The organism is Rhizobium phaseoli (assembly GCF_010668805.1).
Lineage (GTDB): Bacteria > Pseudomonadota > Alphaproteobacteria > Rhizobiales > Rhizobiaceae > Rhizobium > Rhizobium phaseoli_A.
Window position 1 is genome coordinate 209,255 of record NZ_WUFT01000009.1, and the last position, 25,154, is coordinate 234,408.

Annotated in this window: 23 protein-coding genes and 3 pseudogenes; 16 read left to right on the top strand and 10 right to left on the bottom strand. The window is 56.1% G+C overall.

Annotated features, from left to right (window positions below; translation table 11 throughout):
• The first annotated feature begins 436 nt into the window (after window positions 1–436).
• The 4 genes and pseudogenes from GR197_RS16130 to GR197_RS32340 form a co-directional block, all read left to right on the top strand.
• Window positions 437–925: a cupin domain-containing protein gene (locus tag GR197_RS16130; RefSeq protein ID WP_164011260.1), complete on the top strand. Its 489-nt coding sequence runs from the start codon at window positions 437–439 to the stop codon at window positions 923–925.
• Window positions 926–1,173: 248 nt separating this feature from the next.
• The gene (locus GR197_RS16135) at window positions 1,174–2,064 is read left to right on the top strand and encodes a Ku protein (protein ID WP_204330233.1); all 891 of its coding nucleotides are present in this window, start codon (window positions 1,174–1,176) and stop codon (window positions 2,062–2,064) included.
• A gap of 5 nt (window positions 2,065–2,069) precedes the next feature.
• Window positions 2,070–2,891 (top strand): Ku protein, encoded by an 822-nt coding sequence (locus GR197_RS16140; RefSeq protein WP_164011262.1) that lies wholly within the window; start codon window positions 2,070–2,072, stop codon window positions 2,889–2,891.
• A pseudogene (locus tag GR197_RS32340) lies at window positions 2,887–3,085 on the top strand (hypothetical protein); the annotation flags it as partial. The gene GR197_RS16140 and the pseudogene GR197_RS32340, both read left to right, overlap by 5 nt.
• A gap of 74 nt (window positions 3,086–3,159) precedes the next feature.
• Here GR197_RS32340 and GR197_RS16150 read toward each other — a convergent pair.
• Window positions 3,160–3,828 (bottom strand): hypothetical protein, encoded by a 669-nt coding sequence (locus GR197_RS16150; protein ID WP_164011264.1) that lies wholly within the window; start codon window positions 3,826–3,828, stop codon window positions 3,160–3,162.
• A gap of 619 nt (window positions 3,829–4,447) precedes the next feature.
• Here GR197_RS16150 and GR197_RS16155 point away from each other — a divergent pair.
• Window positions 4,448–4,690 carry a hypothetical protein gene (locus GR197_RS16155; protein ID WP_164011266.1) on the top strand — a complete coding sequence of 81 codons (243 nt, stop codon included), beginning with the start codon at window positions 4,448–4,450 and terminating at the stop codon, window positions 4,688–4,690.
• A gap of 37 nt (window positions 4,691–4,727) precedes the next feature.
• Here GR197_RS16155 and GR197_RS16160 read toward each other — a convergent pair whose 3' ends face one another.
• A complete protein-coding gene (locus tag GR197_RS16160) occupies window positions 4,728–5,321 on the bottom strand; it encodes a CGNR zinc finger domain-containing protein (protein WP_164011267.1) in 594 nt (197 codons plus the stop codon).
• Between the two features lie 75 nt (window positions 5,322–5,396).
• Between GR197_RS16160 and GR197_RS16165 the strand changes: the two genes are divergently transcribed.
• Window positions 5,397–6,308, top strand: coding sequence for a DMT family transporter (locus GR197_RS16165; protein ID WP_164011270.1), 912 nt, complete (start codon window positions 5,397–5,399; stop codon window positions 6,306–6,308).
• Between the two features lie 403 nt (window positions 6,309–6,711).
• Here the strand turns inward: GR197_RS16165 and GR197_RS16170 are convergent, their stop codons facing one another.
• On the bottom strand, window positions 6,712–7,728 hold the full coding sequence (locus GR197_RS16170; RefSeq protein WP_164011271.1) for a sensor histidine kinase: 1,017 nt from the start codon (window positions 7,726–7,728) through the stop codon (window positions 6,712–6,714).
• 206 nt (window positions 7,729–7,934) lie between these two features.
• Here GR197_RS16170 and GR197_RS16175 point away from each other — a divergent pair, with 206 nt between their 5' ends.
• Complete coding sequence (locus tag GR197_RS16175; RefSeq protein ID WP_164011273.1) at window positions 7,935–8,972, top strand: PAS domain-containing protein; 1,038 nt, start codon at window positions 7,935–7,937, stop codon at window positions 8,970–8,972.
• A gap of 134 nt (window positions 8,973–9,106) precedes the next feature.
• Here GR197_RS16175 and GR197_RS16180 read toward each other — a convergent pair whose 3' ends face one another.
• Complete coding sequence (locus GR197_RS16180) at window positions 9,107–10,015, bottom strand: nucleotidyltransferase and HEPN domain-containing protein (protein ID WP_164011341.1); 909 nt, start codon at window positions 10,013–10,015, stop codon at window positions 9,107–9,109.
• A 313-nt stretch (window positions 10,016–10,328) separates the two neighbouring features.
• Here GR197_RS16180 and GR197_RS16185 point away from each other — a divergent pair.
• Window positions 10,329–10,569: pseudogene (locus tag GR197_RS16185) on the top strand (AbrB/MazE/SpoVT family DNA-binding domain-containing protein).
• Between the two features lie 148 nt (window positions 10,570–10,717).
• Here the strand turns inward: GR197_RS16185 and GR197_RS16190 are convergent.
• A pseudogene (locus GR197_RS16190) lies at window positions 10,718–11,093 on the bottom strand (recombinase family protein); the annotation flags it as partial.
• A gap of 284 nt (window positions 11,094–11,377) precedes the next feature.
• On the opposite strand from GR197_RS16190, the gene GR197_RS16195 reads away from it, so the two are divergent.
• Window positions 11,378–11,734, top strand: a complete 357-nt coding sequence (locus tag GR197_RS16195; protein ID WP_164011275.1) for a type II toxin-antitoxin system RelE/ParE family toxin — start codon at window positions 11,378–11,380, stop codon at window positions 11,732–11,734.
• A 1-nt stretch (window position 11,735) separates the two neighbouring features.
• Window positions 11,736–12,062: a helix-turn-helix domain-containing protein gene (locus tag GR197_RS16200; RefSeq protein ID WP_164011277.1), complete on the top strand. Its 327-nt coding sequence runs from the start codon at window positions 11,736–11,738 to the stop codon at window positions 12,060–12,062.
• Window positions 12,063–12,121: 59 nt separating this feature from the next.
• Here the strand turns inward: GR197_RS16200 and GR197_RS16205 are convergent, their stop codons facing one another.
• The gene (locus GR197_RS16205; protein WP_348643282.1) at window positions 12,122–13,270 is read right to left on the bottom strand and encodes a site-specific integrase; all 1,149 of its coding nucleotides are present in this window, start codon (window positions 13,268–13,270) and stop codon (window positions 12,122–12,124) included.
• A 190-nt stretch (window positions 13,271–13,460) separates the two neighbouring features.
• On the opposite strand from GR197_RS16205, the gene GR197_RS16210 reads away from it, so the two are divergent.
• The 4 genes from GR197_RS16210 to GR197_RS16225 all read left to right on the top strand — a co-directional run bounded on the left by GR197_RS16210 (window position 13,461) and on the right by GR197_RS16225 (window position 18,626).
• Window positions 13,461–14,591, top strand: coding sequence for an RHE_PE00001 family protein (locus tag GR197_RS16210; protein ID WP_164011279.1), 1,131 nt, complete (start codon window positions 13,461–13,463; stop codon window positions 14,589–14,591).
• 283 nt (window positions 14,592–14,874) lie between these two features.
• Window positions 14,875–15,549: a DUF4145 domain-containing protein gene (locus GR197_RS16215; protein ID WP_164011281.1), complete on the top strand. Its 675-nt coding sequence runs from the start codon at window positions 14,875–14,877 to the stop codon at window positions 15,547–15,549.
• A 241-nt stretch (window positions 15,550–15,790) separates the two neighbouring features.
• Complete coding sequence (locus GR197_RS16220; RefSeq protein ID WP_164011283.1) at window positions 15,791–16,747, top strand: hypothetical protein; 957 nt, start codon at window positions 15,791–15,793, stop codon at window positions 16,745–16,747.
• 385 nt (window positions 16,748–17,132) lie between these two features.
• Window positions 17,133–18,626 (top strand): Shedu immune nuclease family protein, encoded by a 1,494-nt coding sequence (locus tag GR197_RS16225; RefSeq protein ID WP_164011285.1) that lies wholly within the window; start codon window positions 17,133–17,135, stop codon window positions 18,624–18,626.
• Window positions 18,627–18,661: 35 nt separating this feature from the next.
• Here GR197_RS16225 and GR197_RS16230 read toward each other — a convergent pair whose 3' ends face one another.
• Both GR197_RS16230 and GR197_RS16235 read right to left on the bottom strand, forming a co-directional pair.
• Window positions 18,662–19,801: a UvrD-helicase domain-containing protein gene (locus tag GR197_RS16230; RefSeq protein ID WP_164011287.1), complete on the bottom strand. Its 1,140-nt coding sequence runs from the start codon at window positions 19,799–19,801 to the stop codon at window positions 18,662–18,664.
• Window positions 19,798–21,429, bottom strand: coding sequence for an ATP-dependent nuclease (locus tag GR197_RS16235; protein ID WP_164011289.1), 1,632 nt, complete (start codon window positions 21,427–21,429; stop codon window positions 19,798–19,800). The genes GR197_RS16230 and GR197_RS16235 overlap by 4 nt, the downstream gene beginning before the upstream one ends.
• A gap of 368 nt (window positions 21,430–21,797) precedes the next feature.
• Between GR197_RS16235 and GR197_RS16240 the strand changes: the two genes are divergently transcribed.
• Window positions 21,798–22,433 carry a DUF4231 domain-containing protein gene (locus GR197_RS16240; RefSeq protein ID WP_204330234.1) on the top strand — a complete coding sequence of 212 codons (636 nt, stop codon included), beginning with the start codon at window positions 21,798–21,800 and terminating at the stop codon, window positions 22,431–22,433.
• 85 nt (window positions 22,434–22,518) lie between these two features.
• Complete coding sequence (locus GR197_RS16245; RefSeq protein WP_164011294.1) at window positions 22,519–23,133, top strand: hypothetical protein; 615 nt, start codon at window positions 22,519–22,521, stop codon at window positions 23,131–23,133.
• 2 nt (window positions 23,134–23,135) lie between these two features.
• On the opposite strand, the gene GR197_RS16250 is transcribed toward GR197_RS16245, so the two are convergent.
• Together GR197_RS16250 and GR197_RS16255 are read right to left on the bottom strand one after the other, a co-directional pair.
• Entirely contained in the window at window positions 23,136–23,615 is a 480-nt protein-coding gene (locus tag GR197_RS16250) for a toll/interleukin-1 receptor domain-containing protein (protein ID WP_246724599.1), read from the bottom strand.
• Window positions 23,616–23,705: 90 nt separating this feature from the next.
• Complete coding sequence (locus tag GR197_RS16255; protein WP_164011298.1) at window positions 23,706–25,154, bottom strand: SIR2 family protein; 1,449 nt, start codon at window positions 25,152–25,154, stop codon at window positions 23,706–23,708.

The following is a 25,154-nucleotide window of genomic DNA, read 5'->3' on the forward strand; positions in this document are numbered from 1 at the left end:
ACGCATGTCGTGAGAGGGGCGATGGATCGGAGCTGTTCAATTTTTCGCAATTTCCTTGAGATCGAGGTAGACAGACCGAATACCCATCAACTCCCTGGCTTTTATGAAAACTATCGATCGAAAGGCTCGGAAGGGGCCCTGCCAGAGCGATGCGGTTTCCGTCGCGGTCTGCGAACTGGGTAGTTATTCCGTAATCGCCTTCGATTCACCCTTTGAGTTTCACGCCAATTTCTTCGTGCGATCTGCCGGTAATGTCCATTCCGGCACGAGATGCAAACCGTCAAGGTTCTTCAAAGGAACCGCTGGCGACCGCCAAAGTTTAGCTTTTGGAGCCACCGGCAGAGATGAGTTCGATGGAAAAGACCTGGACGAACAGCATGGACGGCTCGGTCGCCGTCACGTCGCAGCAATTGACGCATAACCTTGGAAGGGCAGCATGGAAGCCGAAGCGATAATGTTCGAGCCGAGCGACTGGGTCCCGAACAACCCGCGTCTTCCTGTATTGCTTTACAGGGGTCTTTCAGCTGGCGGTGGGCCGACTGATTTCAAACTTCGCTTCGCAGCAAACGGTTGGACAGGCATCTGGACAAACGGTGTATTCGATTATCAGCACTACCATTCCAGAGCGCACGAAGTACTGGGAATTTCAACTGGTAGCGCCAGGCTATTGATCGGCGGCCCCGGCGGTCGAGCACTTGAAGTAGCGGCGGGAGATTGCTTGGTGCTTCCAGCGGGGACAGGCCACCAGAATCTCGGCAGCACGTCGGACTTTGAAGTCATCGGCGCCTATCCGGAGGGACAGCATGCCGACATTCAGACTTCGGCCGCTTCAAGCGAGATGCTAAAGACAATCTCGTCAGTATCCTTACCCAATACCGATCCCGTTCAAGGACCCGCGGGATTTCTCATCGACAAATGGCGGTAGCCTCCAGCTCCTGCGCGGCCGACCCCGGTTTCATCTGAGGCGTCGCCAGTCATTTGGTATTTCTGGCGAAGACCACGGCTTAGTTCTCGCTTCCGATCTGGATCGCGGTCATTTCTGCCAGTCGGCATTCATGCACCGATGAGCGGGTACTTCGAAAGAGATGTTGCGTTCGTGCTGCGGAGACAAGTGTTGAACGGAACAAATATCGTCAATTTTTGTTAATGTCTCAATGACTTGGAGGGACAATTATGACCAGCCACCGTGCTCAGTGGAAAGGCCACCTGAAGATTGGGGAATTGAGCTGCGCCGTTGGTTTGTACACCGCCGCATCCACATCGGATCGGATCAGCTTTCATATGCTGAACGAGAAAACCGGAAACCGGCTGAAACGCGAGTTCATCGACAGCGAAACCGAGGAGGTCGTCGACCGCGATCAGCAAGTCAAAGGCTTCGAGGCCGGGAACGGCGATTACATCATGATCGATCCGGATGAGGTGGCGGCGGTCGTGCCAGATTCCGACAAGATGCTTGAGGCGGAAGCATTCATTCCTTGTGGTAAAATCGATGATATCTATTTCGACAAACCATACTATTTGGTCCCCGTCGAAGACGAAGCGCAGGATGCATTCACCAGCATTCGGGATGCCCTGATCAAGACGAACGCTACTGCTATTGCCCGGACGGTCTTGTTCCGCCGCATGCGTACGGTGCTGATCAGAGCACACGGCAAGGGACTGATCGCCACAACACTCAACTTCGATTACGAGGTCCGATCTTCAAAGGAAGCATTCCAGGATGTGACGAAGGTCAAGCTCGAAGGTGAGATGCTGGACCTCGCAAAGCACATCATCGATACAAAGAAGGGCGAGTTCGATCCCGGGAAAACCGATGATCGCTATGAGACCGCGCTCGCCGCACTGGTCAAAGCGAAGGCCGAGGGTAAATCCCTGCCGAAGCCGAAGCCGATCAAAGTCTCTAACCCTAACGACTTGCTGAAGGCGCTACGAGAAAGCGCCGGAATGGACAAAGGACCCGCCAAAAAGCCGAAGGCGGCTAATGCGAACGCGGGGAGGAAGAATGCTTCCACCTCAAAGACGTCGAAGACCCGAGCAAAAACCGCGCATAAGAAAGCGAGCTGACGACCATGGCACCCCGTCGCCCCTACTGGAGAGGCTATCTGAAGCTATCCCTCGTCACCTGCCCGGTCGCCATGACGCCCGCGACGTCAGAGAGCGAAAAAGTGCGCTTTCATACCCTCAATGAGAAGACCGGCAATCGCGTTGTCTCCCAATACATCGACAGCGTCACCGGAAAGCCGGTGAAGGATGAAGATGAGGCAAAAGGCTACGAGCGCGGAGAGAACGATTACATCATCCTGACCGACGAAGACCTGGAATCGGTTGAGCTGGAGACGGTACGGACAATCGACATCGAAAAGTTCGTCCCTCGCGAAAGCATTGAGTGGATCTATCTCGATACTCCCTTCTACCTCACAGCCAACGAGAAGATCGGCGACGAGGCATTCGCCGTCATCCGCGAAGCGATGAAGGCCCAGGATGTGGTCGGCGTGTCCCGCGTGGTTCTCGGTCGCCGTGAGCGGGAGGTGATTTTAAAACCCCACGATGAAGGCATTGTGGTCTGGACCTTACGGTTCGGTGACGAGGTTCGGCCCGAAACCGAATACTTCACGGGCATCGACAAGAAGTCCGACGCGAGCGACGTTGCGGCCCTCGAAAAGGTCATCAAGAAACGGATGAAGGAGTGGTCGCCCGAAATGGTGTCCGATCCGATCCAAGAAAGCCTGCTGAAGCTGATCGCTGAAAAGAAAAAAGCGCGGAAGCCGGCCAAGAAGTCGACTGCGAAATCTGCGACAGGCGATGACGAGAAGAAGAGCAACGTCATCAACATCATGGACGCACTAAAAAAGTCAGTCGAGAAGGAGTTGAAGTCTCGCAAGGCGCGATGATTTCCGGCCACACTCCGCGCTCGGATACCAGACTCCGGCTAGCGATGCCGAAACCATCGCCGCAACCGGCTCCAACGCTGCGCTAGATGAAAGCTTCGCATTTCCGCCGGTTGCTCACACCGCGCCACTTTGGCGTATTCCGTGATCTTGATAGCGTGCTGTGTTCGACGACTGACCCTCCAGCGCGAGCATGAATAAAACGCACATGGCATTCGAAAGTAGACCGCAAAATAACCCGGCTCTTATCAACGAAAGCGGTCGCGTCGGTTTACTCGGCGTCCTCGTTCGCCTTGGGAAACAGTTCTAGCACATTCGACCCGTTCGAGGACGCTTGACTGCCAGGCTTTCGGCGTCGCGAACTGTTTTGTCCAGCCTTTTGAATTGCTGAAACCAGCCCTTCGCGCTGGCGATAATAGTCGGGCTTGGCAGGCAGAGTGAGGTCGAACTCCTTTAGCATATGCTCAATGATATCCATCGCTTCCGCCGCAAGATTAGCATAGCCTTCGTGACGTCGCTCGAAGAAACCACCGTATCCCGGCCTGGAAAGGTCGAGACTATCCAAGGCATATGCGAGGTTTTTCACGCGGTTCGACAGCCATAGGATTTCGTCCGAAAGCTCGGCATCGAAAAGGTCCCAATTGGCGTTCGCTGGCAGTACAAGGGTCGGATCTGGAACGTGGAAGACGAATTCGCCTTCATCCATGGGATTGAATTCGGGCACGTCGTGAACGGCCGCATAACTGGCTCCGACAAAATCATCTAGCGCCAGCACCGTCATCATCGCGAGGTTTCTCGTTTCGGCCTTCGGGCGCCGGTCGATCGCCGTCTTCACAAGTCGGATGACGTTCGGAAGCAAGGAGCCAGCAGCTAAACTGCCAGCGCCGATTAACGCTCCCATTGCCATGATCCCTTGAGTGGTTTCGAAGAACTGCGTCAATAGTGACCTCGTTGAATAGGAGATGTGAATTGCATCAGGCAAAAGACACAGACGGAATCCCGCACCTTCCGTTCCAGTCTGCCTTGAACCGTATTGAAAGGGAACTGTGTTTCGCCGGAAGCTCCATCGAGTGTGACGACATCATCATCCCCGACGACCTCAGTTCCGTTGAAGCCTTGGCAAGGAGCTGTCGGTGCAACGATCAATCAGTATCTCAAATGAGATCGAGCGGCTCAGCTTTCAAGGACATCCCGATGGTCGAGGCTCGAACGTTTCACATTGATCGGCAAATCGAACAGTCGGACGCACTCTCAGCCTTGTTCGTGCGAACAGAGGATGAAACCACGTTGATGGGGAGCGCCAGCGCATCTCTCCCTCGATGCGGCGATCGACGAGGCCCATAGGACCGCACGCGAAATAGTCCCGAAAGAACTGGTTCTTCACGCCGTAGAGATGTTGCGCTTTAAGATCAGCGGTCACGAGCGGACTGTGTTGCGATCGTCGGTCTCGTGCAGATACCGACCAGTTACCTCTCAACGGTCACTGGAACACTTCGATCTTGAAAAGAGCGAAAGGAATAAACATCTGAACATAGCAAGAACATCTTCTGGGAGACGTCATGATGACGACCGACCGCAAACCTCTTTCCAAAACGTCGATCAACACTTTGACCGCGATCGCCAGGTTTCGCCACCAGCGTCGCTCGGGACGCGTCTGGCTGGTCGGCGACAAACGCATTTCCACGGCAATAATTGCAAACCTCGAAGCGAAAGCGTTCGTGAAGGAAATCGCATTGAACGGGACCCCGGTACTCGTGCTCACTGACCGCGGAAAACAATTGGTTGCCGACGTCCGATCATGAAGGGACTGCCACGAGGGGATGTGTCATGGTGGCCGATCTATTTTGCGCGAAAACGCTTCACCCGGCTGTGGGTGCCGCAACTCTCGTCGGAGCACCATTTCCGGCGACCACCTTTCGAATGATCAAGGAACAACCAACCGCAATTGGCACCCTTGCATTCCCTTATCGGGCGGCGCTCTGGCTTAGTGGCGAGTAAATCTGCCCCCGAGAGGGCAAGAAGGTGCACCAGGTCCAGGGGCTCTTTCAGCTTCTGCATCCAGGTCCACGTTTCGCCGTCATGGTGAAACGTCTGCCTTGCCCTTCCAGATGTTGCTGCCTCTTCCAAGTAGGCGATGTCGTCTTGCGACGGCCTTCCACCTCGATGCTCGACGAGAAAAAGTCGGTACAGACACTCTCGAAGCTCCTTCCCGGCTCGGAGAGCTTCGAATGCGTCGCCTTGGCTCGCTGTCAGCCCAAGGGCGCTATCGCCGCGGTCTGCGGTCAGCCCCACTCGGCGAGCAAATATCACAAGATCATCGAAGCTATCCAAAAGGTCGGGGCCCCAGCGATCACCACGGCTGTCGACAGTGTTGACAAAGTCGAGAACGGGATGCCCGCCGCTTAGGCGCATGTTCTGAACGGTTTTACTCATTGTTTGGAACCCGCCGCCATCAGCGAAGTTTGTAACGGTATAAGATAATTATACCCGTTACAGCAAAAGGTCGAGATGATGACTCCTGGAAATCTCGCTAAGTTCGTCGTGCTCTGCATCGTGTGGGGCCTGACATGGATAGCCGTCAAGTTGGGGGTCTCTTCCCTACCGCCGCTGCTCTTCGCCGCTACGCGATTTATCTCCGCGGGAGCCGTCTTCATCACAATAGCTTTCATGCGGGGTTCCACATTACGACCTTTGCTCTTGGATTGGCGAACGCTCGTCCTTGCAAGCCTGCTGATGATCACCCTCTGTTATGGGCCGCTCTTCTGGGGAATGACGAAAGTGTCATCCGGGACAGCTGCTGTCCTTGAAATGTCGCTGACACCGGTATGTCTGTTTATCTTCGGGGTGGTCTTACGGCAAGAAACCTGGAGCTGGGTTGCGCTTCTTGGCATGGCTGTGGGTACGGCAGGCTTGTATTTGCTCTTCAAGGACGGTGTCCAAGCCACTTATGGCGAAGAGGCCTGGCTTGGAATAGTAGCCGTCAGCTGGGCAGCGGCATCCTCTGCCTTGGGATCGGTCTTGGCCAAACCGCTCATAGAAAAACACGGAAGCTCGGCGCTGGCAGGTTCGACGACGCTCCTTGGAGGACTGCTGCTTGTTATTGCGGCGATCGTCTCCGGTGAAAGGATCGCAGACCTTTCACCCATGAACTGGACGGCCCTCGCGCTGGCAGGCTGGTTCTTCTTGGTGATTTTCGGCTCACTGATCGGATATCGGCTTTACATGCAGCTGTTGCGCGACGTCGGACCGACAAGAGCGGGAGCATTCGCTTTCGTATCACCGATGATTGCCGTCGCGGTGGGCGCGCTCATCGCTCATGAACCCGTAACGAAGACTGGCCTCATCGGGATGGCTTTGCTGCTCCTCTCTGCTGCGACGTGCCTTTATGGCCCGAAACTTGGATGGAAGCCTGTGGGTTAAAGAGCGAGCGTCGGGAGGCACTAGGCGGGAACCGGAGTTCGTATCCTTTGACAACCCACCGAGCAACGTTGAGGCCGATAGTTTGCTCTTCGTTTCTCTGTGACAGTCGGTCGCTGGGGTGTTCTCATCGCCGCCGCCCTAGCCAGCCCCGCCAAGTCTAAGGACAGCCCGCAAGCCGGCATCGGCGGGACTAGTCCCAGGCCGGTCGGAGAGAATAGATCCGATCTGAATCTAATCGCCCACATTCCTTATCAGCGCGCTCGACGCCTGCTCTGCGAGGTCGCGCTGCTGATTGGCTCAGTCGACCGGGGCAGCGGCAAACTCGCCTAGCGAATGCGCAAGCTCTCGGCGGATACCGCTGGGAAGCCGTCCTTTCAAGACCAATCCGCCTCTAGCGCCGCAATTACACCCGAGAGTCGGAATAATCTTGAGCTTGCAGCTTCTGAAGCGACGCGTCGACCCTGAGCATGAAGCCTGTCGCAGCGTAATCGAGAGAGACATCTCCGTATGCGGCGAGGCTAGAATTGACGAGCCGGGAGCCAAAGCCCCTCCTCTTTGGAGCCTCCACAACCGGGCCGCCGCGCTCCTGCCACGAAAGGTCCAAGCGATCGTCGCCGGGGTTTTGGCGCACCGACCACTCGATTTCGACAGAGCCGGTATCCACAGACAGAGCCCCGTATTTGGTGGCGTTCGTGACAAGCTCGTGCAGCACGAGGGAGAACGAAAGAGCCGCCTGGGGGTTCAGATTGACTTCAGGTCCTTTTGCTTTGACACGGTTCGACCCAACTCCAAGATTGATCGCGGTCGCCACGACGATCGCGTCCATGGTCGCGCACAGCCAGTTCTGCTGCAGCAAAATATCATGCGCGTTTGCATAAGCATTGATGCGCGCTGAGACCGACTGCTCCGCTTCCTCCATGCTGACGGCACTTCGGAACGATTGGTTGATGATCGCCTGAACGACGGCCAGCGTATTCTTAATGCGATGAGAGAGTTCGTGCATCAGGACCCGCTGACGCTCCTCGTTGTCTCTCTGGTCGCTTCGATCCCTGAGAATCTTGAGGAAGCCTTCAAGTTCGCCGTCATCCGACCTCAACGCCATCATCTGGCCGGACGCCCAGAATAACGAGCCATCCTTTCGAATGTGCCAGCGCTCATCATCTCCATGGCCTTGCGTCAACGCGGCGGTCATTTCCCGCTGGGGAATCCCGGCCTCCCGGTCTTCCGGCGTGAAAATTACGGCCACGGGCTGGCCGATGATTTCAGCCTCCTCCCATCCAAGGATCCGGCGCGCACCCTCATTCCAGGTGGTCACGAGGCAATCAAGGTCCACGACGATGATCGCATATTCGATGGCACTCTGGAGGATGGCTTCGAGGAAGCGCTCACGAGCGCGGCTGGAATGGGAAAAGCGGTTCATGATGTTCTTCGCCTGATCCTTTAGGTCACAAGCGGATGACCTAAGCTCAATCCTATACCGGACGCGGCCGCATTGCCATCGCAGCCGTGATGCTTTGGCCGGCCGATCTTTAGAGATCCTTTCATCTTAGCCAACTCAGTTGATCCTCATGGAAACAAAGGAACGCGATCGGCGTTATCAGCCGACGTCCGATTAAGCGTGGAAGCATGACGAACCATTTGACACAAAAACTACACGGAGACTTGCCTTCGGCATCGGCAAAGGCAGCCTTGGCCGACCGAAAAGAGTTAGCGGCGATCGCTTTTGAGCGGACCAGGATGCCGATGGTAGTCACCGATGCACGGAAACCGGATCATCCGATCGTTCTGGCAAACAAGTCATTCCTTGAGCTGACGGGTTACACTGCTGACGAGGTGATAGGCCGCAACTGCCGTTTCCTTCAGGGGCCGGCGACGTCTCCCATCGCCGTTGCCGAAATTCGCGCAGGCATCGCCGACGAGCGTGAAGTCAGCGTCGAGATCCTGAATTATAAAAAAGGTGGAGAAGCATTCTGGAACCGCTTGCACTTGAGCCCCATCCATGGGGATGACGGCGGGATCCTGTATTTCTTTGGGTCGCAAATAGACATGACGGAGTACCGGCGGGTCGAGGCCCTGGAGGCTTCCGAGCATCGCCTGTTGATGGAGGTCGACCACCGATCTAAGAATGCCCTCGCTATTGTTGACAGCATCGTTCGCCTCAGCAATGCCGATGATCCGGCCCTTTATGCCGCTGCCATTCAACACCGCGTGCAGGCGCTCGCACGTGCACATAATCTGCTGGCCGAACGAGGATGGGCGAGTATTTCGGTTGAAGACCTCGTTCGCCTGCAGGTGACGCCATTTGCGGCAAACCGCGCTGCTTTAAGCGGACCTGATATCAGGCTGCCGGCGACGGTTGTCCAGCCGGTTGCGCTCGTTCTTCACGAATTAGCCGTCAATGCGGCCCGTCATGGTGCGCTTGCCGTGCCGCAAGGTAGGCTTTCGATTAGCTGGATGCCCGGACCGTCTGACGCCGGCTTCAGGCTTCGGTGGCAGGAGGCGGGTGCTGGCACGGCGCCCAAGTCAACCAAACGCGGTTTTGGCACGGTGATCGTCGGTGCAATGATCGAAAAACAGCTGAAGGGGCGTGTTGAGAAAACCTGGTCGAATGATGGACTGCTTATCGAGATCGAGGTTCCTTCTGGCGGCTCTACCACCGGATGACGGACGCGGCGTAGACTTCTTAAGCCGTCATGGACGCGAAATGGAATGGCGTAAAGCTGGTCTCAAACAGCTCGCTCGATCGGGACTATATCGACAGGTCAAACAGCTCACGGACGGACCATCAGGCGACGCCACTACCCGCCATTTCGCTTAAGCATCGCCAAATGCTCGGAGCAAACTGTCTTGACTAGCTGGAGCAACAAGGCGGTTTGCTCTCCAAGCCAGCCAAGGGCTTCCTCGCTGATCTCGAAATGCTTGGAATACCGCGCCTTCACATAGGCCTCGTTCAGGGTGTTAAACCAGGCGCGCTCACGATGCTGATCACGAGGAAAGGCTTCTGTCAGACGTCGGTTTTGTTCTTCGGCAAGGGACCGGAGGAATTTGATGTTGTGGGAAGGCGGGCCGTAGTTCGTGAGTGTCAGCAGGACACAGGAATAGGCTTGCTCGATCGATTGGTGGAGCTCGAAGGCTGCGTTCTCAATGTAGTGACGCTCAATGGCTAGCGTTGCCATCTCCAGAAAGCGCATCGCTGCCCGAAACCTTTGGTCGAAATGTTCATCCGCAACTTTGAAAAGGTCCGCCTGAGAGAGTGGCTTGGGTTCTGCAAGCGGTTCATCATCGAGTTCATAGAGAACGACGCCTTCCTTGCGGATATCAGAGAAGAAGTATTGGCCTTCCTTGAGATAGGTGTTCACTTCGCGTCTGGAATGGACGATGAAGCTCACCGGTGTTTCGATCGACTTATCATGGATCAGCCGATCGGCGGCCTTGTGCCAGTACTCGGCGAACTCGCAGAGCTTGCGGTTGTTGACGATGATCAGGAGGTCGAAGTCGGACCGGTAACCCTTCATGGTGAACGGTTCATCCACCCAGACGCCTTTGGCATAGGAGCCGAATAGGATGATCTTCAGGATGCGCCCGCGCTTCTTGAATTCCGCGGTGCCGTCCTTTAGCGCGTCTTCGAATTCCTCATGAAGGATTTCCAGAACGCGGCCAATCTCGCGCTGCTTGCGAAGCGGAATGTGATCGAGAGACGACTTCATGACACCATCGATAGGCGAAAGATCTTGCACCGTCCACCCGAAGTTTAGGTGCGATTCAGGGTTCATGGGGATGTTCCACTCCAATCCGAATCTTGAACAGACGCCTTTGGCCGGGTAGACGCGCCCGAGCAGCGGCTTGAGCGCCCCGAAATCCATCACTTACCTAACGCCAATTGTCGGAGAGACCCAGGCAACCCTCCAATTGCTGGCCACTTCCTCCAAATTCCGGTGAATTGTGGGCGCATAGTGAATGAAATTTAGATTCGAAAAATGTAATTCCTATTTCTGCAGCGGTCTTACAAGGATGTTGAAAATGACAGCTACAGTGGGCGCTAAGGGGCAGGTCACTATCCCGAAAGCGGTGCGGGACTTGCTAGGCATACTTCCAGGAAGCCAGGTCGACTTCGCGCGGGCCGAAGATGGGAGTGTGGTGGTGATCAGCCGATAGAAAGCACCTGCCAGCCGCTTTTGAGAAACTTCGGGGCCACGCGGGGAAGGGACTCGACACTGATGCGATCATGGCGCTCACGCGCGGTGGATCGTCCGGCTTTTAGACACGGGCGTCAAGAGAAGTCGCTGTCTTTGATTTGTAACGATCTACGATCACCGTACAAAATCGGGAATTGGCTTTTGACCTTATCCAGGAACGAGGAGGTCTTCGATGCGCCGAACGCACCAAAGCGGGCATCGAGGCGGCGAAGTGCCCTGCGGGGTCGAGGTGTCGATCGGATCGCGGATCAATCGATAATGAACGTCGCATTGCTCGAGGTCTTCGATGACTTGCAGCAGATGGCTCACGGATCTCGACAGCCGATCAAGGCGGACGATGACGAGGACGTCGCCCGCAGTTAACTCGCCAAGTAGTCGGGTCAAACCTGACGAGCGCGAGATGCTCCGGAACCGGGTTCTTGGAAAATACGATCGCAGCCGGCGGCTCGAAGCTCATCCATCTGGGCGTCGTGGACCTGATCGTCCGTCGAGACCAGCCGCTTTGGAGGTTGTTGGACGTTACCTCTTCGTCGCTTCGCCGTTGCGTTTTGAACGGCCCATTTTGAGGTGATTTGTACAGATAAGGAATGCGCGAGAAATCGATCCTTTGCAGGCGCGTTCTATAGATGACATAGAAGCTTGTGGGCGTGTTTGAAAACCTCGCGCCGGCCGTTGCTCGCTCAGGGCGCATCAGCGGCGCACTGGGGCGGAAATGCCTCAAACAAAGCCTCGAAAGCCGATACCTTCCCCGATCGAGCAGCTCATGGTCGTTCACTTTGAGGTGTCTGTGTTTCCGGAAAAACACCATGCTATTGCTTCTCGCCGCGGCATGGAATATATATCCCAAAGTATCTATATCATTCAGGATCTGAAATGACAGGCTGGAGGGTCGAGCTCCACGAGCGCTTCAAGATTGAGGTTCTCGACCTACCAGCCGATGTTCGGGTGGAGTTGTTGGCATATCTGGTGCTTCTTCGCCAGAAAGGTTTTCGACTGGGTCGGCCCGAAGTCGATACGCTTTCAGGGTCCAAGCACGCGAATATGAAGGAATTACGCATCAAGGTGCTGAAGGTGCAATGGCGGTTTGCCTTTGCTTTTGATCCCGAACGAAAGGCCGTTGTCCTTTGCGGCGGAGCTAAGAGCGGCGTGAGCCAGAAGCTCTTTTACAAGCGGCTGATCGATCTGGCCGATAGACGATACGACGAACATTTGATCGGGTTGGAGAAGTGACATGGATGATCTCGACAAGCTGATAAAAACGCTTCCTGAAGCTGAACAGCACGCAGTTGCCCAGCGAGCTGAGGAACTCGTCATTGCCCATAATCTGCGAGAACTACGCGCGCTCGTCGGGCGGACGCAGGAAGACGTGTCTGCCGGAACCGGTTTCAAGCAGACCAATGTTTCGAGACTCGAAAAGCGCGCGGATATGAAGCTATCAACGCTTCGCGACTACGTTGAATCACTCGGCGGCACTCTGAAGATTGTTGCGGACGTTGCGGGCAAGAAAGTCGATCTATCCAACATCGCCGAGCGATCTCGACAAGGTTCAAAAGCCTGACCAAGTCCGTCGGCAAGTGAAGCTGTGATGACGCGGGCTTCCGTGTGCAAATTTGAGGCTTACAACATCCTTGCCGCCCGCCCGCTCCGGCGAGTGGCATTATTATAATAGCTCGACGCTTGCTGTACGGATCGATGCCTTGACTGCTCCATGGCCTCGGGCAAGGGAATGCCGCGGTTGGCGGCCTCGGTGAGATACCCCGACCGTAGTCCGTGCGCCGAAAACTCCCCAGGCTCGAGCCCAGCCATCTCCGCCCGCTGCTTGACGATCGCATTGATCGCACTCGGCTCCAGCGCCCGCTTCGAAACATTGCCCCAGCGATCGACCTTCCGAAAAACAACCCCGCCGTCGATCTTGGCAGCTTCAAGCCAGGCATTGAGCGCCTCGACCGGACGACCGGTGAGATAAACGATTTCGTCATGATCGGCACCCGATGTTTTGGTGCGACCGAGATGGATCGCAAGCGAGGGGAGGGCAGGGCCGTCTGCCACTTCAATCGCAGCCTCGACGACCAGCTGTTCCAGGCGAAGGCCTGCGATCTCGCTGCGGCGGCGACCGCCGGAGGCAAAGGCGACCATCAGGATCGCCCGATCCCGTAAATCGCGCAGACTACCGGTTGCACAGGTCGCCAGCATCTTTGCCAGCACGTCGCCGGTGACCGCTTTGGCGCTCTTGCGTTTTCTGGGCCGCGGCGTCGCCCGGACGGCGAGACGGATCGCCGACTTGAGGGCCGGGGAGGTGAAGTTGCCAGTCAACCCTCGCCATTTCGTCAAGGTCGACCAGGTGGCCAGCCGTCGGCGCACCGTATCGGCCGCATGCGGACCGACGACTTTGAGAAAACGCTGGTCCCGCAGGCTGCTCTCGACATCTGCCGGCATACCGTGGCTCGGGTCGTCGGCACGTCTTGCCGGATCCCACAGGTGGTGCGCGACGAACTTCAGCAGCATCGCCTCAGGAGCCGGCCAGGGGAGGGATGCACCCGTCGCCGCCAGCGACCAAGCCTGCAGATAGGCGAGATCCGACGTCAGCGCCCGCAGGGTGTTTTCGCCCATGCCTTCGTTGACGAGATGCCGCAGGGTTTCGACATCCTGGTCAGTCAGTAGTTCGGCCAGCTCGTCGCGGCGCTCCATCGGCAGCACGGCGGCAATGGTGTCGAGTGCGTCGGCGCGCAGATCGACAGGATTTTTCGAGCTGGATGGTTTGGGCACAAGAACGCTCCGGATCGACGGTTTTCGACGGCGCTGAGGCCGTGCTTGGCATCGATTCTCGATGATTTGCGGGCAGAAATCAATCACCTCCGATAAGCATTACTTATCGATGGTTGATATTCCAGCTGTCGCTCGTACCATGTGAGGAACTGCAATATTATTATAGAGTTTCTTTAGCAAATCATTTACCATGTTTTCAATGGCTTACGATGTCACGAAAATCAGCATGACAGCCCTGATGCGGCCGGCTTTCGACGCCGGCATTGCGCTGACGCGTCTGGACGAGCGCATCGCCCGCTCGCCGGTCGGCCAGGGGTGGATCGAGCGCACCCAATTCACCGACGCCTGCGCCTCACTGTGGATCGACGGCGAACTCGTCCATCTCGAAGACCTCGTCCTCCACGACGCCAACCGCGATATCCGCACACCCACCCACGAGCTGACCATCGCCCGCGACGTGCTGCGCACCCGCCGACGCATCGCCGCGCAGTCGCCGGATTGGGCGTTATCGACCGAGGGTATCCGAAATTTGCGACAGACGTCGGACATCAATCCGGTCGGCGCTGAGGCGGGGCAGCCAAGCGGCGTCATTCGGCCCGCGGTCGCCGTCGATCCGGAAGGGGAGGCGGATGATGGTAACGACGGCGAAAATCTCCCCGGCGTCGACTATGCCGCCATCGATGCGATCCTCGCGCGGTCTGACGCCGCGATCGAGCGAGCCAGCAAGCCCGGCCGGGCTCCGGCCGATCCGCTGGTCTATGATCTCGACTGGAACGAGGACGAGCGGCTGGACGAATGGCGCGGCGTGCTTCGGCAAGCGCACGACCTGCCGGCGGTGCTGCAGGCGATCGTCGCCCTCGATGCCTGGAACGAGCTCGCTGTCTTGCAGCATGCGCCCTGGCTCGGCCGGCTATTTGCGGCGTCTATCCTGCGCCAGGCCGGCATCACCACTGGCGCGCATCTCGCCGCCGTCAATCTTGGCCTCAAAACCATTCCGGTCGACCGGCGCCGGAACCGCGACCGGGAGACAAGGGTGCTGGCGATTGCGCACGGGTTTTTGGCGGCCGCCGAGATTGGCTTGAAAGAGCATGACCGGCTGACGCTGGCGAAGACAACGATGGACCGAAAGCTCGACGGGCGCCGGACGTCTTCAAAACTGCCGGAACTGGTCGAGCTGGTGATGGCGAAACCGCTCGTGTCGGCCGGGATGGTGGCGAAGACGCTCGAGGTGACGCCGCAGGCGGCGCGGCGGATTGTTTTGGAGCTGGGCTTGCGGGAGATGACGGGGAGGGGGAGGTTTCGAGCCTGGGGAATTGTTTGAGCTTCAAGATTTTCTGGAGCGATCAAAATTCTGTGTCGCCTCTAATCCACAACCATTCTCGAATGTATCACCTTGCAGAGCTGTATGCCGTCAGCCGAAGCGGGAAATGGCCGCCGCATAAGCGGCAGTGGATGAACGGGGTGTAACGGCTAGTTAGTAATCGCGATTAGCGGTAACCGTGTTCTGGTGGGTGGAGGAAGAACACGACATGAATCGGGACTTATGGAGCTACAGTTTCAACAAGCTACCAAGGTGGACTTGCCCGCACTGCCAGCAGGGGCTGTTGCACTCGCTCGGCAATTACCCGCACGTCGAAGAGACCGAGTATTCCAAAGAAGATCAGAAGCTAGCGGAATCAGAGCCGGACTGGACGATGGAGCGGTTCGTCGCCCTTTTGAAATGCGATGTAGCTCATTGCGGAGAGGTCGTTGCCGTCGGCGGCAATCGTGTCGCGGAGTTGTTTCAGGATTTCGAGGGGCGTGAGCAACATTGGGAAAGCGCACTAGTTCCCCTGTTCGTTCGTCCTGCGCCGCACATCATTCCGGTTTCTAAAAACCTGTCGCCAGCCTGCAACAAGCAGTTGGGGAAGGCATTTGAGCTGTATTGGCTGGACAAAGCTTCGTGCGCCAACCGCCTCCGTATTTTCGTAGAGCGGCTGATGGATCACTTTGAAGCGCCGACCACCAAGCTCACCAAGAAGGATAAGGTACATTTGCTGAATCTGTCCGAGCGGATTGAAGAATTCGACAAGATGAAGCCCGGACACAAGGACGCGCTCGATGCGCTGCGCCATGTGGGCAACTACGGTAGCCATGAGGGGCAGATCGACACAGCCGCTCTTCTGGATTGTTTTGAACTACTAGAAGACGCGCTGGATGAACTGATTGACGAAAAGAAGGCGATGCTTGCGGCAAAGGCGCAGAAGCTTATCCAGAACAAGGGCAAGAATACGTGGTAGACGCTCGTAACGCACTTAACATTCCCCAGCTCTGTCTAAATTCAAGGCTAGGGCATGACCACAAGCTGGAAGCAGTCGGCAGGGAGCCGTACACGCGTCATATCCGCTCGAGGCGGCGCGGGGACAATTTCACGAGGTATGGATACGGCCTGTACACTATTTGTATGCGTCGGGTGGCAGCCGAGCTCAGGGGCCGCCGGTTTCCCCCAATCTGGGCATATGCTCGGGATTGTATGTTGCGATGAGCGAGCTTCTCACTAACGCCATTTACTCGATCCAACTTGGCATCGAGGACTATCAGTCCAACGATGACCGGCGGCCGATCAGTGCGTTACGCAATTTCTATGCGGGCGTGTTGCTGCTCGGCAAGGAATGCCTCCTTAATGCCGCGCCCGATGCGGAGCCGATGGAAATCCTCGCCTCGAAATTCGTGCCGTCGCTTGACGAAGACGGACAGGTGGTGATGACCCCGAAGGGCCAGAGCACCATCGATCTGAACGAGCTACGGGAACGCTTCTCAACCTTCAAGCTGAAATGGCCGGAAGGCAACATCAAGGACCTGCAAAGGCTACGTAACGATTTCGAGCATTTCCACTCGAAAGCGCCCAAAGACGCCATCCGGCAGGCCATTGCCGCCTGCTTCCCGCTGGTCGAAGGGTTCTTCTCCATTTTACTGAAAAGTCCCAAAGTCTCGCTCGGTTCCGCATGGGATGTGATGCTGGCCGAGCGTGCCTTCTTTAACAAGCAGAAGGCGGATTGTGATGCCACCCTCCAGTCCTTGCCGTGGTGGCACAGTCTCGAGGACAGCAGCGCATTCTCCTGCACGGAGTGTAGTTCGTCGTTGCTGTTCCAAGCGGATGCGAGCAACGCGGAACCGACGCTAATCGCCGGTGGCTGCAAGGCATGCGCGGCCGAGTTCAGCGCTGAAGAGACGGTCACGATGATCGTGGAATCCGTTTTCGGGGTCGATGAGTTCGAACGCGTAAAGGACGGGGGCGAGCAGACCATCTATGACTGCCCTGAATGCGCGTACCCAACCTATGTCCAAGCGGGCATGTACGTGGGCTGCTACTACTGCCAGTACGTGATCGAGGGCGAATGCGCCCGTTGCTTCACCGACATGAACATCAACAACCAATCGGTCAATAATCCTAGCCTGTGCGATTATTGCGACCACGTCACCAGCCGCGACGATTAAAAAAAGCGGTCCATCTTCGCCGATAACCTGCCTCCGACCAACAGGGTTCAAGCGGCATTGCAACGGGTCTCTTCCGCCCGTCGCAGCGGAGCAGGGGCCAGCCCGAGCCGGCGGACGGCCTTCGCGATTTGCCGGTCACCTTTGCTTATTCAGCTTATCGGTATTGATAGGTGCTTGGCTTCCTTGACGATATGCAGCATCAGCCCTCTGGCCACGTCCGTGGTCATAAGATCGGCATCAGGGATGGACGCCGACCGGCTGAAACGGCTCTGCTGGTTCCGTTCACGACAGCACTTAACGATGCTCTCTAAGCTTATGGATCAACATGGATTCCGCGCGCCCTGCGTGTATACAGAAGATGCACTGCATGATTGGGGAAATGAAAATGGCTGACGAGTGGAATGGAGAACTTCGGCTGATCGTTCACGATCTGGGTGACACTATCAATGTAGATGTGCAGCTTAATGACCGATTGGTCCAGAGCGTCAACACCTTCTACAATTGGCCGGCCGTCAACGAGCCGAAGCAGCTCTTCACCATCGATCTCGACAGGAAGGTAGCCGGCATTTTCCCACTCATCACCTATCGGAGCGATAAGATCTACGCGCAGAAATACTCACAGATCAGGTCGATCTGGTTCGACCTGCCGGACGATGATGTGGGCCGACCGACCGATCACGACAGTGCGGTGGAGTTCCTGAAGCAATACCTCCCTGGCGGGTTTGTGCAGGACCCCACTTACGGCCTTGGTGTGACGAAGGAACTGCGCCCAATTATCCAGGCGGTGGAAAAAATCGATAAAGTCGCCCGTATCGTGATCGTTGCGAAGGAGGCAACTCGGCATGAGCATTCGACCTTCTATTTCAGCGAGATGGATTTCGACACGTTGCGCGTGGCGTTCGGCCGAACGACACGCAGGCACCAGCAGGAAAGCCTGATGGAGCGCAACATCCTTGCCCATAACAACGTCCTGCATAAGGTCTATCCGGACATATATCGTATGAAAGAGCCGCCCTATCGGCCGGGTACCATCTACAAACTTGTCGGTGGACAGGACGCAGCACAAACGGTCCTTGAGCGAAAAGACCGGACCGCCCTGCTCAAGACGGTCGTGGGCAACGCCGCGGCCATTGCCGATCGCGACCCCAAAGAGTTCGTGCAGTTGCAAAAGGATCTGGAGCTTGTCAGCCTCGATCAGTTGATCCACTCGTTCGAAAAAAGCATGGCCCGGAATCACAACGAAAGCCACTGGCAGAAGATGTTGGAGCTGAACCCGTTCATCCTGTCGATGGTGTTCGGCTATCCGATCGTCATAGTGCAGGCTGCGGCTTCCGTCGGTGGCGGCACTATCGCCGGCAATGGCACGAAGATCGCCGACTTCCTGTCGAAGAACAGCTCCAGCCACAACGCGGCAATCGTGGAGATTAAGACACCGCAAACACCAGTCTGTGGCACAGTCTATCGTGGCGGCGCGTGGAAGCCTTCCAACCACCTGATGGGCGCGGTGGTGCAGGTTCTCGACCAGCGCCAGAAATTCACCCTGAGCCTGTCGCTGCATAAGCAATTCTCGCCGGCCTTGTCGGACCTACAGGCCTATGCCGTAGATTGCGTGATCGTCATCGGGAAGATGCCGACGGATATCAGCCAAGTCGGCTCGTTCGAGATGATGCGCGGCCAGTTCAAGGATGTGCGTATCGTCACCTTCGACGAGCTGTTCGGCAAGCTCTTGCTCCTGCGGGAGATGCTCACCGGCGAACGGTATGTTTCATCGCCTGATGACGAAGATGATCACGACGATCTCGATGCACTGTTCGAGGTAGAGCCGGATGAAGAGGACGACGACCCGGATTTTGGCGAGGTCGAGAATTCCAGTCGGTAAATGTGAGAAGAAGGCGCCATCCGTAAAAAACATCGTTACTGGAATACTGAAAATTCGGGGATCTCCTGCCCTTCAGGGAGATCATAGACAACCGCGACCACGTGCCTCGCCCGTGTCAATGCGACATACAGCTTGGCACGCGTCTCATCTTCCAGCGCACTTTGCGGGTCTTTCAGCCACGAAACCATATCCTGCGTGGGATAGATGACGACACGGTCAAACCCAAGTCCTTTGGCACGACCGAATGTGAGGGTCGGCAGATCTTTGGAGGCGACCTTGACGTTGGAACCCCAGCGGAGCTGTACCGGCCGGCCGGTCTCGAGATAGCGAGGCAGATCCTGCCGACGCACAATGTAAAGTCCGGCATCTTCGGGTACCGACTGGCGGCAATCTGCGCAGCCACATGCTGCAGGCGCCACCATGCCAGGATATAGCTTGGACGACAACGCACATATCACCGTACTGTTGCGGTGCGATGTGGCGAGGCCGTTCACATCGATATCGCAAGCCAGCTTTTTTGGTAGCGTGTCGCGAATGAAGCTCTCTATTCCGCCATTTCTGTATTTCACAAGACGGGCTTCGTTGTGGGTCAGGTAGGTGACCTGGCGCGGGTCCCCTACCAGAACGACATGGGAAGGGCTTTTGAACAAGGCCATCAGGATATCGAGATCGTGGCCGGCGAGATCCTGCACTTCATCCACAAAGATGAACGGAAAGATCCGAGAGAAACGTTCGAACACCGCCCCAGCGGATTCCTTGTTGCAGCGGATGACCAACTTGGCCAATTTGTCGGAGTAGACGCGATTGCGACGATCGAAATAGTAACGCTGAAAATCGCCTTCGCCCCAATAGACGGGGAAACCTGCCTTGGTCCTATAGCGCAATCCTGACCGCTTCGAATCGAGCAGCATACCGGCTACATCCCAATTAAAGAGCCTTCCCTGAAATGGCTTGATGCCATGCTCGATCAGCAGACTGAACCATGTCTGGATTTGCACATTGCCCGGAACAGACCCGTGGATTTCGAAGAATTTGCGCCGGATCTCCTCTTCGTTCGATTCAGTGTAGGTGGTGACGAGGACGCGTTTGGACCCGACGGCGAGCGCCTGCCGGACGAGGTAGGTGGTTTTCCCCGATCCGGCGGCGGCAATCACCAGCTTATTCGGCCCCATCATTTGGCGATCGCGTCCAGAATATATTTCGGATAGGTGATGTTCGCCGGCGCCGAGAATATTGCGAGCGCGCAATCGGTCTTCTTTCTCAACATGTAGCGATGGAGGTCATCGAGTGCATGATCGGTGCCAAAGAGCTTGTTGAACGCATCAACGCTGTTCGCCTTCAGCAGCTTTGGCTCCAGCGTATTGTAGTTGAACGCCTTGTCGCCGATGATCAAGTCGCCCTTATCGATCTCCGGGTCATAGCAAATCTTGATATGCGCGACGCCCTCGAAGTCAGCGTATTTCTTTTTTAACTTGTCGAGATTGCCGTCATTGTCCGTTGCCACGATGACGGGGATTTTCAATGCCTTCGCCAGTTCGAGAAAGCGCAGGAATGCTGTCCCGACCGAGATGACATCGATCTCGTCATCAATAGGTAATCGCCCTTTGTTTGCATCCATATAGGCGCGCTGGACAATCAGCTCGTCGCAATCGCCCTCGACGAGGATCGATTTCTGGGACAGCACGAGACGTAGGGTGTCGTAACCGGGTAGCTTGTGGAAGAAGTCACTGGCCTTAAGATCCTTGATCCGCGTGACCCGCGCTTCACGTAACAATATGAGGTGGTCCAGTCCGAGCTTGTTCGCGACGAAGCTGCTATGCGTGGTGATGATGACCTGCTTGCCGCTATTGTCGGTACTGATATCGCTGATGAGCTGGTTGAGCTTGGAGTACGAGAGATGGTTCTCTGGTTCCTCAATCAGCAGGACGGTCGCTTCGCTGTTCTTCTTACTGCTCAGAGCGAGCCGCGTCTTGATGATACATTGCTCGCCTTTGCCGATGTAATGGAACGGCACATCTTCGATGTAGGTCATCAGGCTGTTTTCCCACGCATTGTGGGATGACATATCGACCGAAATGCTCACGTTTTTCCGGCTGATCTTGGCCGCTTCCGCCAGCCTCTTGTTGATGGCGTCGACATTGCCATCGCCTTTAAAAGCGTCTTTCAGCTTTCGGTGAGCCTGCGATATCGCAACGCGTTCCTTCTCGTCCAGAAACTCCCTGACGATCCGCGAGATATACATGTCCGAGCCGCTCTGCACACGCGTGCTCGTGGAGTCGATCAGCGCGGATTTAACGGGGATGCCCCGTGCCGTCGCAGGTTGGCGGGAAAACTCCCACCACTGCACATGGTAGAATTCCAATGGGATCGAATTGATATCATTGGTTTTCAGTAGCTCCGCATAGGGGCCATCGTATTTTTTATCGAACTCGATCGTGAAGAGAAGACCGCAAGCTTTATCGTTCTTTTCAGAGTTCTTGTTTCCGCGCAGGTCTTCTAACGCGTCGTTATCGCCGCCAAGGAACAGCTCGATCTGAACATCGGGCTGGGGAAGAGGCGCTTTCGTGCCGATGCTTTTCAGGTAATCCCGCTCAACGTTCCTGTTGAAAAGATAGGGGGACAGCTCGTTGCGTAGATATTTCCCATTCAGCATTCCGGTGAGGCATAGATGGATTGCTTCCAAGAGCGTGGATTTTCCGGCTTCGTTACCACCGACGATAATGTTGACGCCCTGATTGAAATCGACCTCGAACCAGCCTTCGAAACATTTGAAGTTCTTGATCTTGACCTTCTCGATATACATCGCTCACCCCATTGCCCGCGAGGCAACCATAGCTTGTTCCACGAAAATCGGCGAGCAGGTATGAGCGATTATAGTTTGTAGATATTGCATATCCCATCAAATCCACATCGCCTGTGCCAGGAACGCCTGCATATCAGCAGAGACGGGTTCTTCTTCGTGAAAGCCCGACAGCGCTCACGAAGAGTCTGCCAGCGGCTAGCTAATGGTCCTGTCGTGGGGAACACCGTCGCAAACTATATCCGCTGCAGACCCCCACCAGGCCTACATCACCGTCTAAGCCGGAACGCGTAATGCGGCGTGATCATATATTGTCCTCAGCAAGGATCTGCACCATAAAAGCTCAATAACGGGTGTGGGGATCGCCTATGATGAACATAGTTGTCAATTGGTGGCTTGTCGCAATCGTAGTGTACGTAACGCTCGCAGTTGCTACTGGCGTCCCTGTCCTCCGAGCAATATTCGGTAAAATTGTGCTGCATCCCGGTGGGCCAAATTTCGAGCAATCAAAACACTTCACTGATGGTGCAAAGGATGCTTTGCAACAGCATTACGATCGAATTCGTGGCACCTTAGGGTTTTGGAAAAAGCAGGCCGAATTATATCGAAGGGCGCATTACTACTGTCTGCTTTGGACAATTCCGTCGTCGGTAATCATTCCCTTCCTGGCTCAGGCTTCGGATGCGGACCCCTTATCAAGGTGGCTCATAACAGTCATTTCCGCATATTCAGCTATTCTCCTGGCAGTCCATCGGTCGTTTAAAATTGCAGACAATTATCGAGCGTTCAGAGAAGGCGAGTCTAACTTTTATGATACCTACCGCCGCATGTTGGACAGGCCACATGCGTTTGGGACGACGGAGGATGAAAGGCTGGATCGCTATTTCGATGAAGTCGAAAATTTGCGCAAGTTTGTAAGGAATGCAGAGACCGACAACACACCGTCGATCGAACAGGCAAAAAGTCAAGTGAGCCGTGAAGGCGATAGTCCACGTTCGTCGGATTAACAGTTAGCCAGCCCGTTTTCTAGTATCTGATATTGCTCATAGCCCACCGCTCGATCTAGGGATTTCCGAGCTTATAGGACAACCAATGACTTTGCTTACTGAAGATCGCGTCCGTGAACGAGCACGTATGAGCACAAAAGCTGCCGGCTTGTCGTCACGGGAGTTGCTGGCGCGCCAAGCTCGAACAAGCCAACGGCAGTACGACATCTTTCTCTCGCAAGCCATAAAAGACGAGGAACTTGTCCTTGGCGTATACACGATCCTGTCCGAAGATATCGGTTTGACCGTGTTCTGCGATTGGGTCGAGAGCTCAGTCTCAGATCATGGCAACACGACGCCCGCTGACGCGGAATACATCAAGGGCAAAATGCTTGCATCGAGGGGACTGATGTTCATCGATTCAGAGCATGCCGACGCGTCGAGCTGGATGAGTTGGGAAATTGGGTGGTTTCACGGCGCCAAGAGCCGCGTTTGTGTTCTTCCGATCGTTCACAGCGAGAACGACCAGTACCGTGGGCGCGAATTCTTAGGCCTTTACCCGATGGTCGAGGAGGATGATCGATTTGTCCTGCGCGTACCTGCTCGTTTAGGTGATGTCGTCGCCAGATACGCAGCGCCGAAGCCGCTTGCTTTAGCAACGTGGATGCCTTTTCAAGTTTGGGCAACGATGGAGACACTTCCGGATTACTTCTTGAGTTAGGCCTAGCGGCGGAGCCATGCCGAAAGCTCGGTGGCCGTGAAGGTTCTCTGGTCCAGTACCATCCAGATCTCCTTCTCGTAATTTTGATGCTTGCCCCAAACGATGCGATGATAGAGGCCGAGATACTCCCAGTCCGCCCAAGACATGTCGTATGCTGTGTCGGAGGATGGAAAGAGCGCAATATTTGGAAGATCCTTGTAGCCGTCGGCAACGCCGAGCTCCCATGGCACCCACCGGCTTTCCTTACTGTTCTTGCTGGTCAGAAGCACAAACTTGCGGGACTGCCTTATCCTCGACTTCAATAGGTTGGCGGTGTCCGTGTTGGTATAGGGCGGCATTTCAGGGTCCACCTCGTCGACATAGACCTGAGCACCATGATTTTCGAGCACGATAATCGCCCCCACGACAAGGTCCTTGTCTTTGCTGGAATGGGACAGGAAGGTCGCGCCTTGAGGTGACCGAGAGCGGGCGGCTATGCGCATTCGCGCCTGCTCCGCCTCAGACCGTTTCGCGGCATAACTGCGAAGTTCATCAGATGTGATAAATTCAACCAAGCGCGAAGCCCACCCTTACTATGTGACCTTCGCGAGCCGGTCTAGAATTGCGCGAACTGAGGTAATAAGCTGCCTTTCTGTCGCCGATGGATTCAATAGCGCAGTGATTTCATCATCCTTTGGCCGAGTGGCCTTCGGGCCGTCTGAAGGTGCGATTGATCCGCTTAATTGCTTGGCGATCTGTTCCGCGGCACCACCAAACGCACCGATGGGCAAAATAAAGGACCCTACTGCTTGTGCCAACGCGAACTCTTCCATCACGCCATCGGCAATGACCGCAGTCCCTTTGTCAGCCTTTAGTCCACCGAGGAAGACCGTAATGCCTGCTAGGCGGGCCATCTCACTCCGGAGGGCTGTCCATTTGGCGCGGTCCGCCGCCCGGCCCGGGAGCGTCTGTGGGAACGGTCGGGCAATGAGCCTGCGGTCGATATCCCAGCCGCCACCCTCTCGCAGAGCATCCATGAATCCGGAGACGACCGCTGGTCCGATCAGCAAGCCGGTTCCCGTGACGAGATCTAGATGTGCAGCGCCGATCAGGCGGCCGATCTCTTCTGCCACAGCGTAAATCTGGGACGTGCGTGCATCGCCACCTTCAAGTGGCCAGCTCCCGCTTACCCAAACTCGTTTTGCCGCGACGCGTCTTTCAACCTCGCGCAGCAGTTCGGGAACTTCGTCGTAGTCATCAATCTCCACCGCCACAAGGCCATATCGGCTTAGGTCCTTTGCCCAGAGCTTGTGTTGGGCGAGACGAGCCTTGAACTCGTCGTCATTTATGAAATCTTCCGGTTTCGGCGGCTTGAGGATCGCAAAATGCTCCGGTGGTGCGTCAGTGAAACTCTCCCTGATCAGCGACAGGACATGGCGAACATTGGGATCGGTTAGGCTGAGGCCGACGAAAAGCATGGACATGCTGCTCAGATGGGCTTGCAAGAGCGGAAGGAACGCGCCCCGCTTGGTGCGAAAAAGCTCATAGTCGTCCGTGGAGATGACGATATCATCCAATCTGTCGACGGAACCATGCATCTTATAAAGCCGGGTCGCGCCCGGCGTCACCTTGAGCGCGAGGTCCTTCGCGCCGGCGACTGGATCCAATGGCCGGCTGATCTCCGCGAAAGCCCGCTCGACAAGTCGATCATAGTTCGTGGTCCAGATATGGCGAACGGGAAGGCGGGCAAGCGTTTTTACGGTTTCGGGGAGCGGCCGATCGTGGCCGATTTCCCGCTTGATTACATTGCGCACGCCGGTCGCGTTTCCGGTCTCTCGAATGTGCGATTGCGCAAGGGCGGCGAGGTCTTGGATATCCCGGGAGTTTACCCCGATCTCCTCGCCGATCTCCATCAGCAACTTCGACCAGGAGGGATAGCCTGCGGCCATTGAGACGCCAGCACCTACAAAGACGACGCCGGTGCCTTCGTGCAACGACGATGGAAACTCGCGAAGAAAACGGGTGCGACCATTGCCTGCCAT

What these genes read in the sequence shown, in the direction of transcription:
- GR197_RS16130 (WP_164011260.1), top strand. Translation starts at nt 437, where the DNA reads ATGGAAGCCGAAGCGATAATGTTCGAGCCGAGCGACTGGGTCCCGAAC.
- GR197_RS16135 (WP_204330233.1), top strand. Translation starts at nt 1,174, where the DNA reads ATGACCAGCCACCGTGCTCAGTGGAAAGGCCACCTGAAGATTGGGGAA.
- GR197_RS16140 (WP_164011262.1), top strand. Translation starts at nt 2,070, where the DNA reads ATGGCACCCCGTCGCCCCTACTGGAGAGGCTATCTGAAGCTATCCCTC.
- GR197_RS16155 (WP_164011266.1), top strand. Translation starts at nt 4,448, where the DNA reads ATGATGACGACCGACCGCAAACCTCTTTCCAAAACGTCGATCAACACT.
- GR197_RS16160 (WP_164011267.1), bottom strand. Translation starts at nt 5,321, where the DNA reads ATGAGTAAAACCGTTCAGAACATGCGCCTAAGCGGCGGGCATCCCGTT.
- GR197_RS16165 (WP_164011270.1), top strand. Translation starts at nt 5,397, where the DNA reads ATGATGACTCCTGGAAATCTCGCTAAGTTCGTCGTGCTCTGCATCGTG.
- GR197_RS16170 (WP_164011271.1), bottom strand. Translation starts at nt 7,728, where the DNA reads ATGAACCGCTTTTCCCATTCCAGCCGCGCTCGTGAGCGCTTCCTCGAA.
- GR197_RS16175 (WP_164011273.1), top strand. Translation starts at nt 7,935, where the DNA reads ATGACGAACCATTTGACACAAAAACTACACGGAGACTTGCCTTCGGCA.
- GR197_RS16180 (WP_164011341.1), bottom strand. Translation starts at nt 10,015, where the DNA reads ATGAAGTCGTCTCTCGATCACATTCCGCTTCGCAAGCAGCGCGAGATT.
- GR197_RS16195 (WP_164011275.1), top strand. Translation starts at nt 11,378, where the DNA reads ATGACAGGCTGGAGGGTCGAGCTCCACGAGCGCTTCAAGATTGAGGTT.
- GR197_RS16200 (WP_164011277.1), top strand. Translation starts at nt 11,736, where the DNA reads ATGGATGATCTCGACAAGCTGATAAAAACGCTTCCTGAAGCTGAACAG.
- GR197_RS16210 (WP_164011279.1), top strand. Translation starts at nt 13,461, where the DNA reads ATGTTTTCAATGGCTTACGATGTCACGAAAATCAGCATGACAGCCCTG.
- GR197_RS16220 (WP_164011283.1), top strand. Translation starts at nt 15,791, where the DNA reads ATGAGCGAGCTTCTCACTAACGCCATTTACTCGATCCAACTTGGCATC.
- GR197_RS16225 (WP_164011285.1), top strand. Translation starts at nt 17,133, where the DNA reads ATGGCTGACGAGTGGAATGGAGAACTTCGGCTGATCGTTCACGATCTG.
- GR197_RS16230 (WP_164011287.1), bottom strand. Translation starts at nt 19,801, where the DNA reads ATGATGGGGCCGAATAAGCTGGTGATTGCCGCCGCCGGATCGGGGAAA.
- GR197_RS16235 (WP_164011289.1), bottom strand. Translation starts at nt 21,429, where the DNA reads ATGTATATCGAGAAGGTCAAGATCAAGAACTTCAAATGTTTCGAAGGC.
- GR197_RS16240 (WP_204330234.1), top strand. Translation starts at nt 21,798, where the DNA reads ATGAACATAGTTGTCAATTGGTGGCTTGTCGCAATCGTAGTGTACGTA.
- GR197_RS16245 (WP_164011294.1), top strand. Translation starts at nt 22,519, where the DNA reads ATGACTTTGCTTACTGAAGATCGCGTCCGTGAACGAGCACGTATGAGC.
- GR197_RS16250 (WP_246724599.1), bottom strand. Translation starts at nt 23,615, where the DNA reads ATGCGCATAGCCGCCCGCTCTCGGTCACCTCAAGGCGCGACCTTCCTG.
- GR197_RS16255 (WP_164011298.1), bottom strand. Translation starts at nt 25,154, where the DNA reads ATGGCAGGCAATGGTCGCACCCGTTTTCTTCGCGAGTTTCCATCGTCG.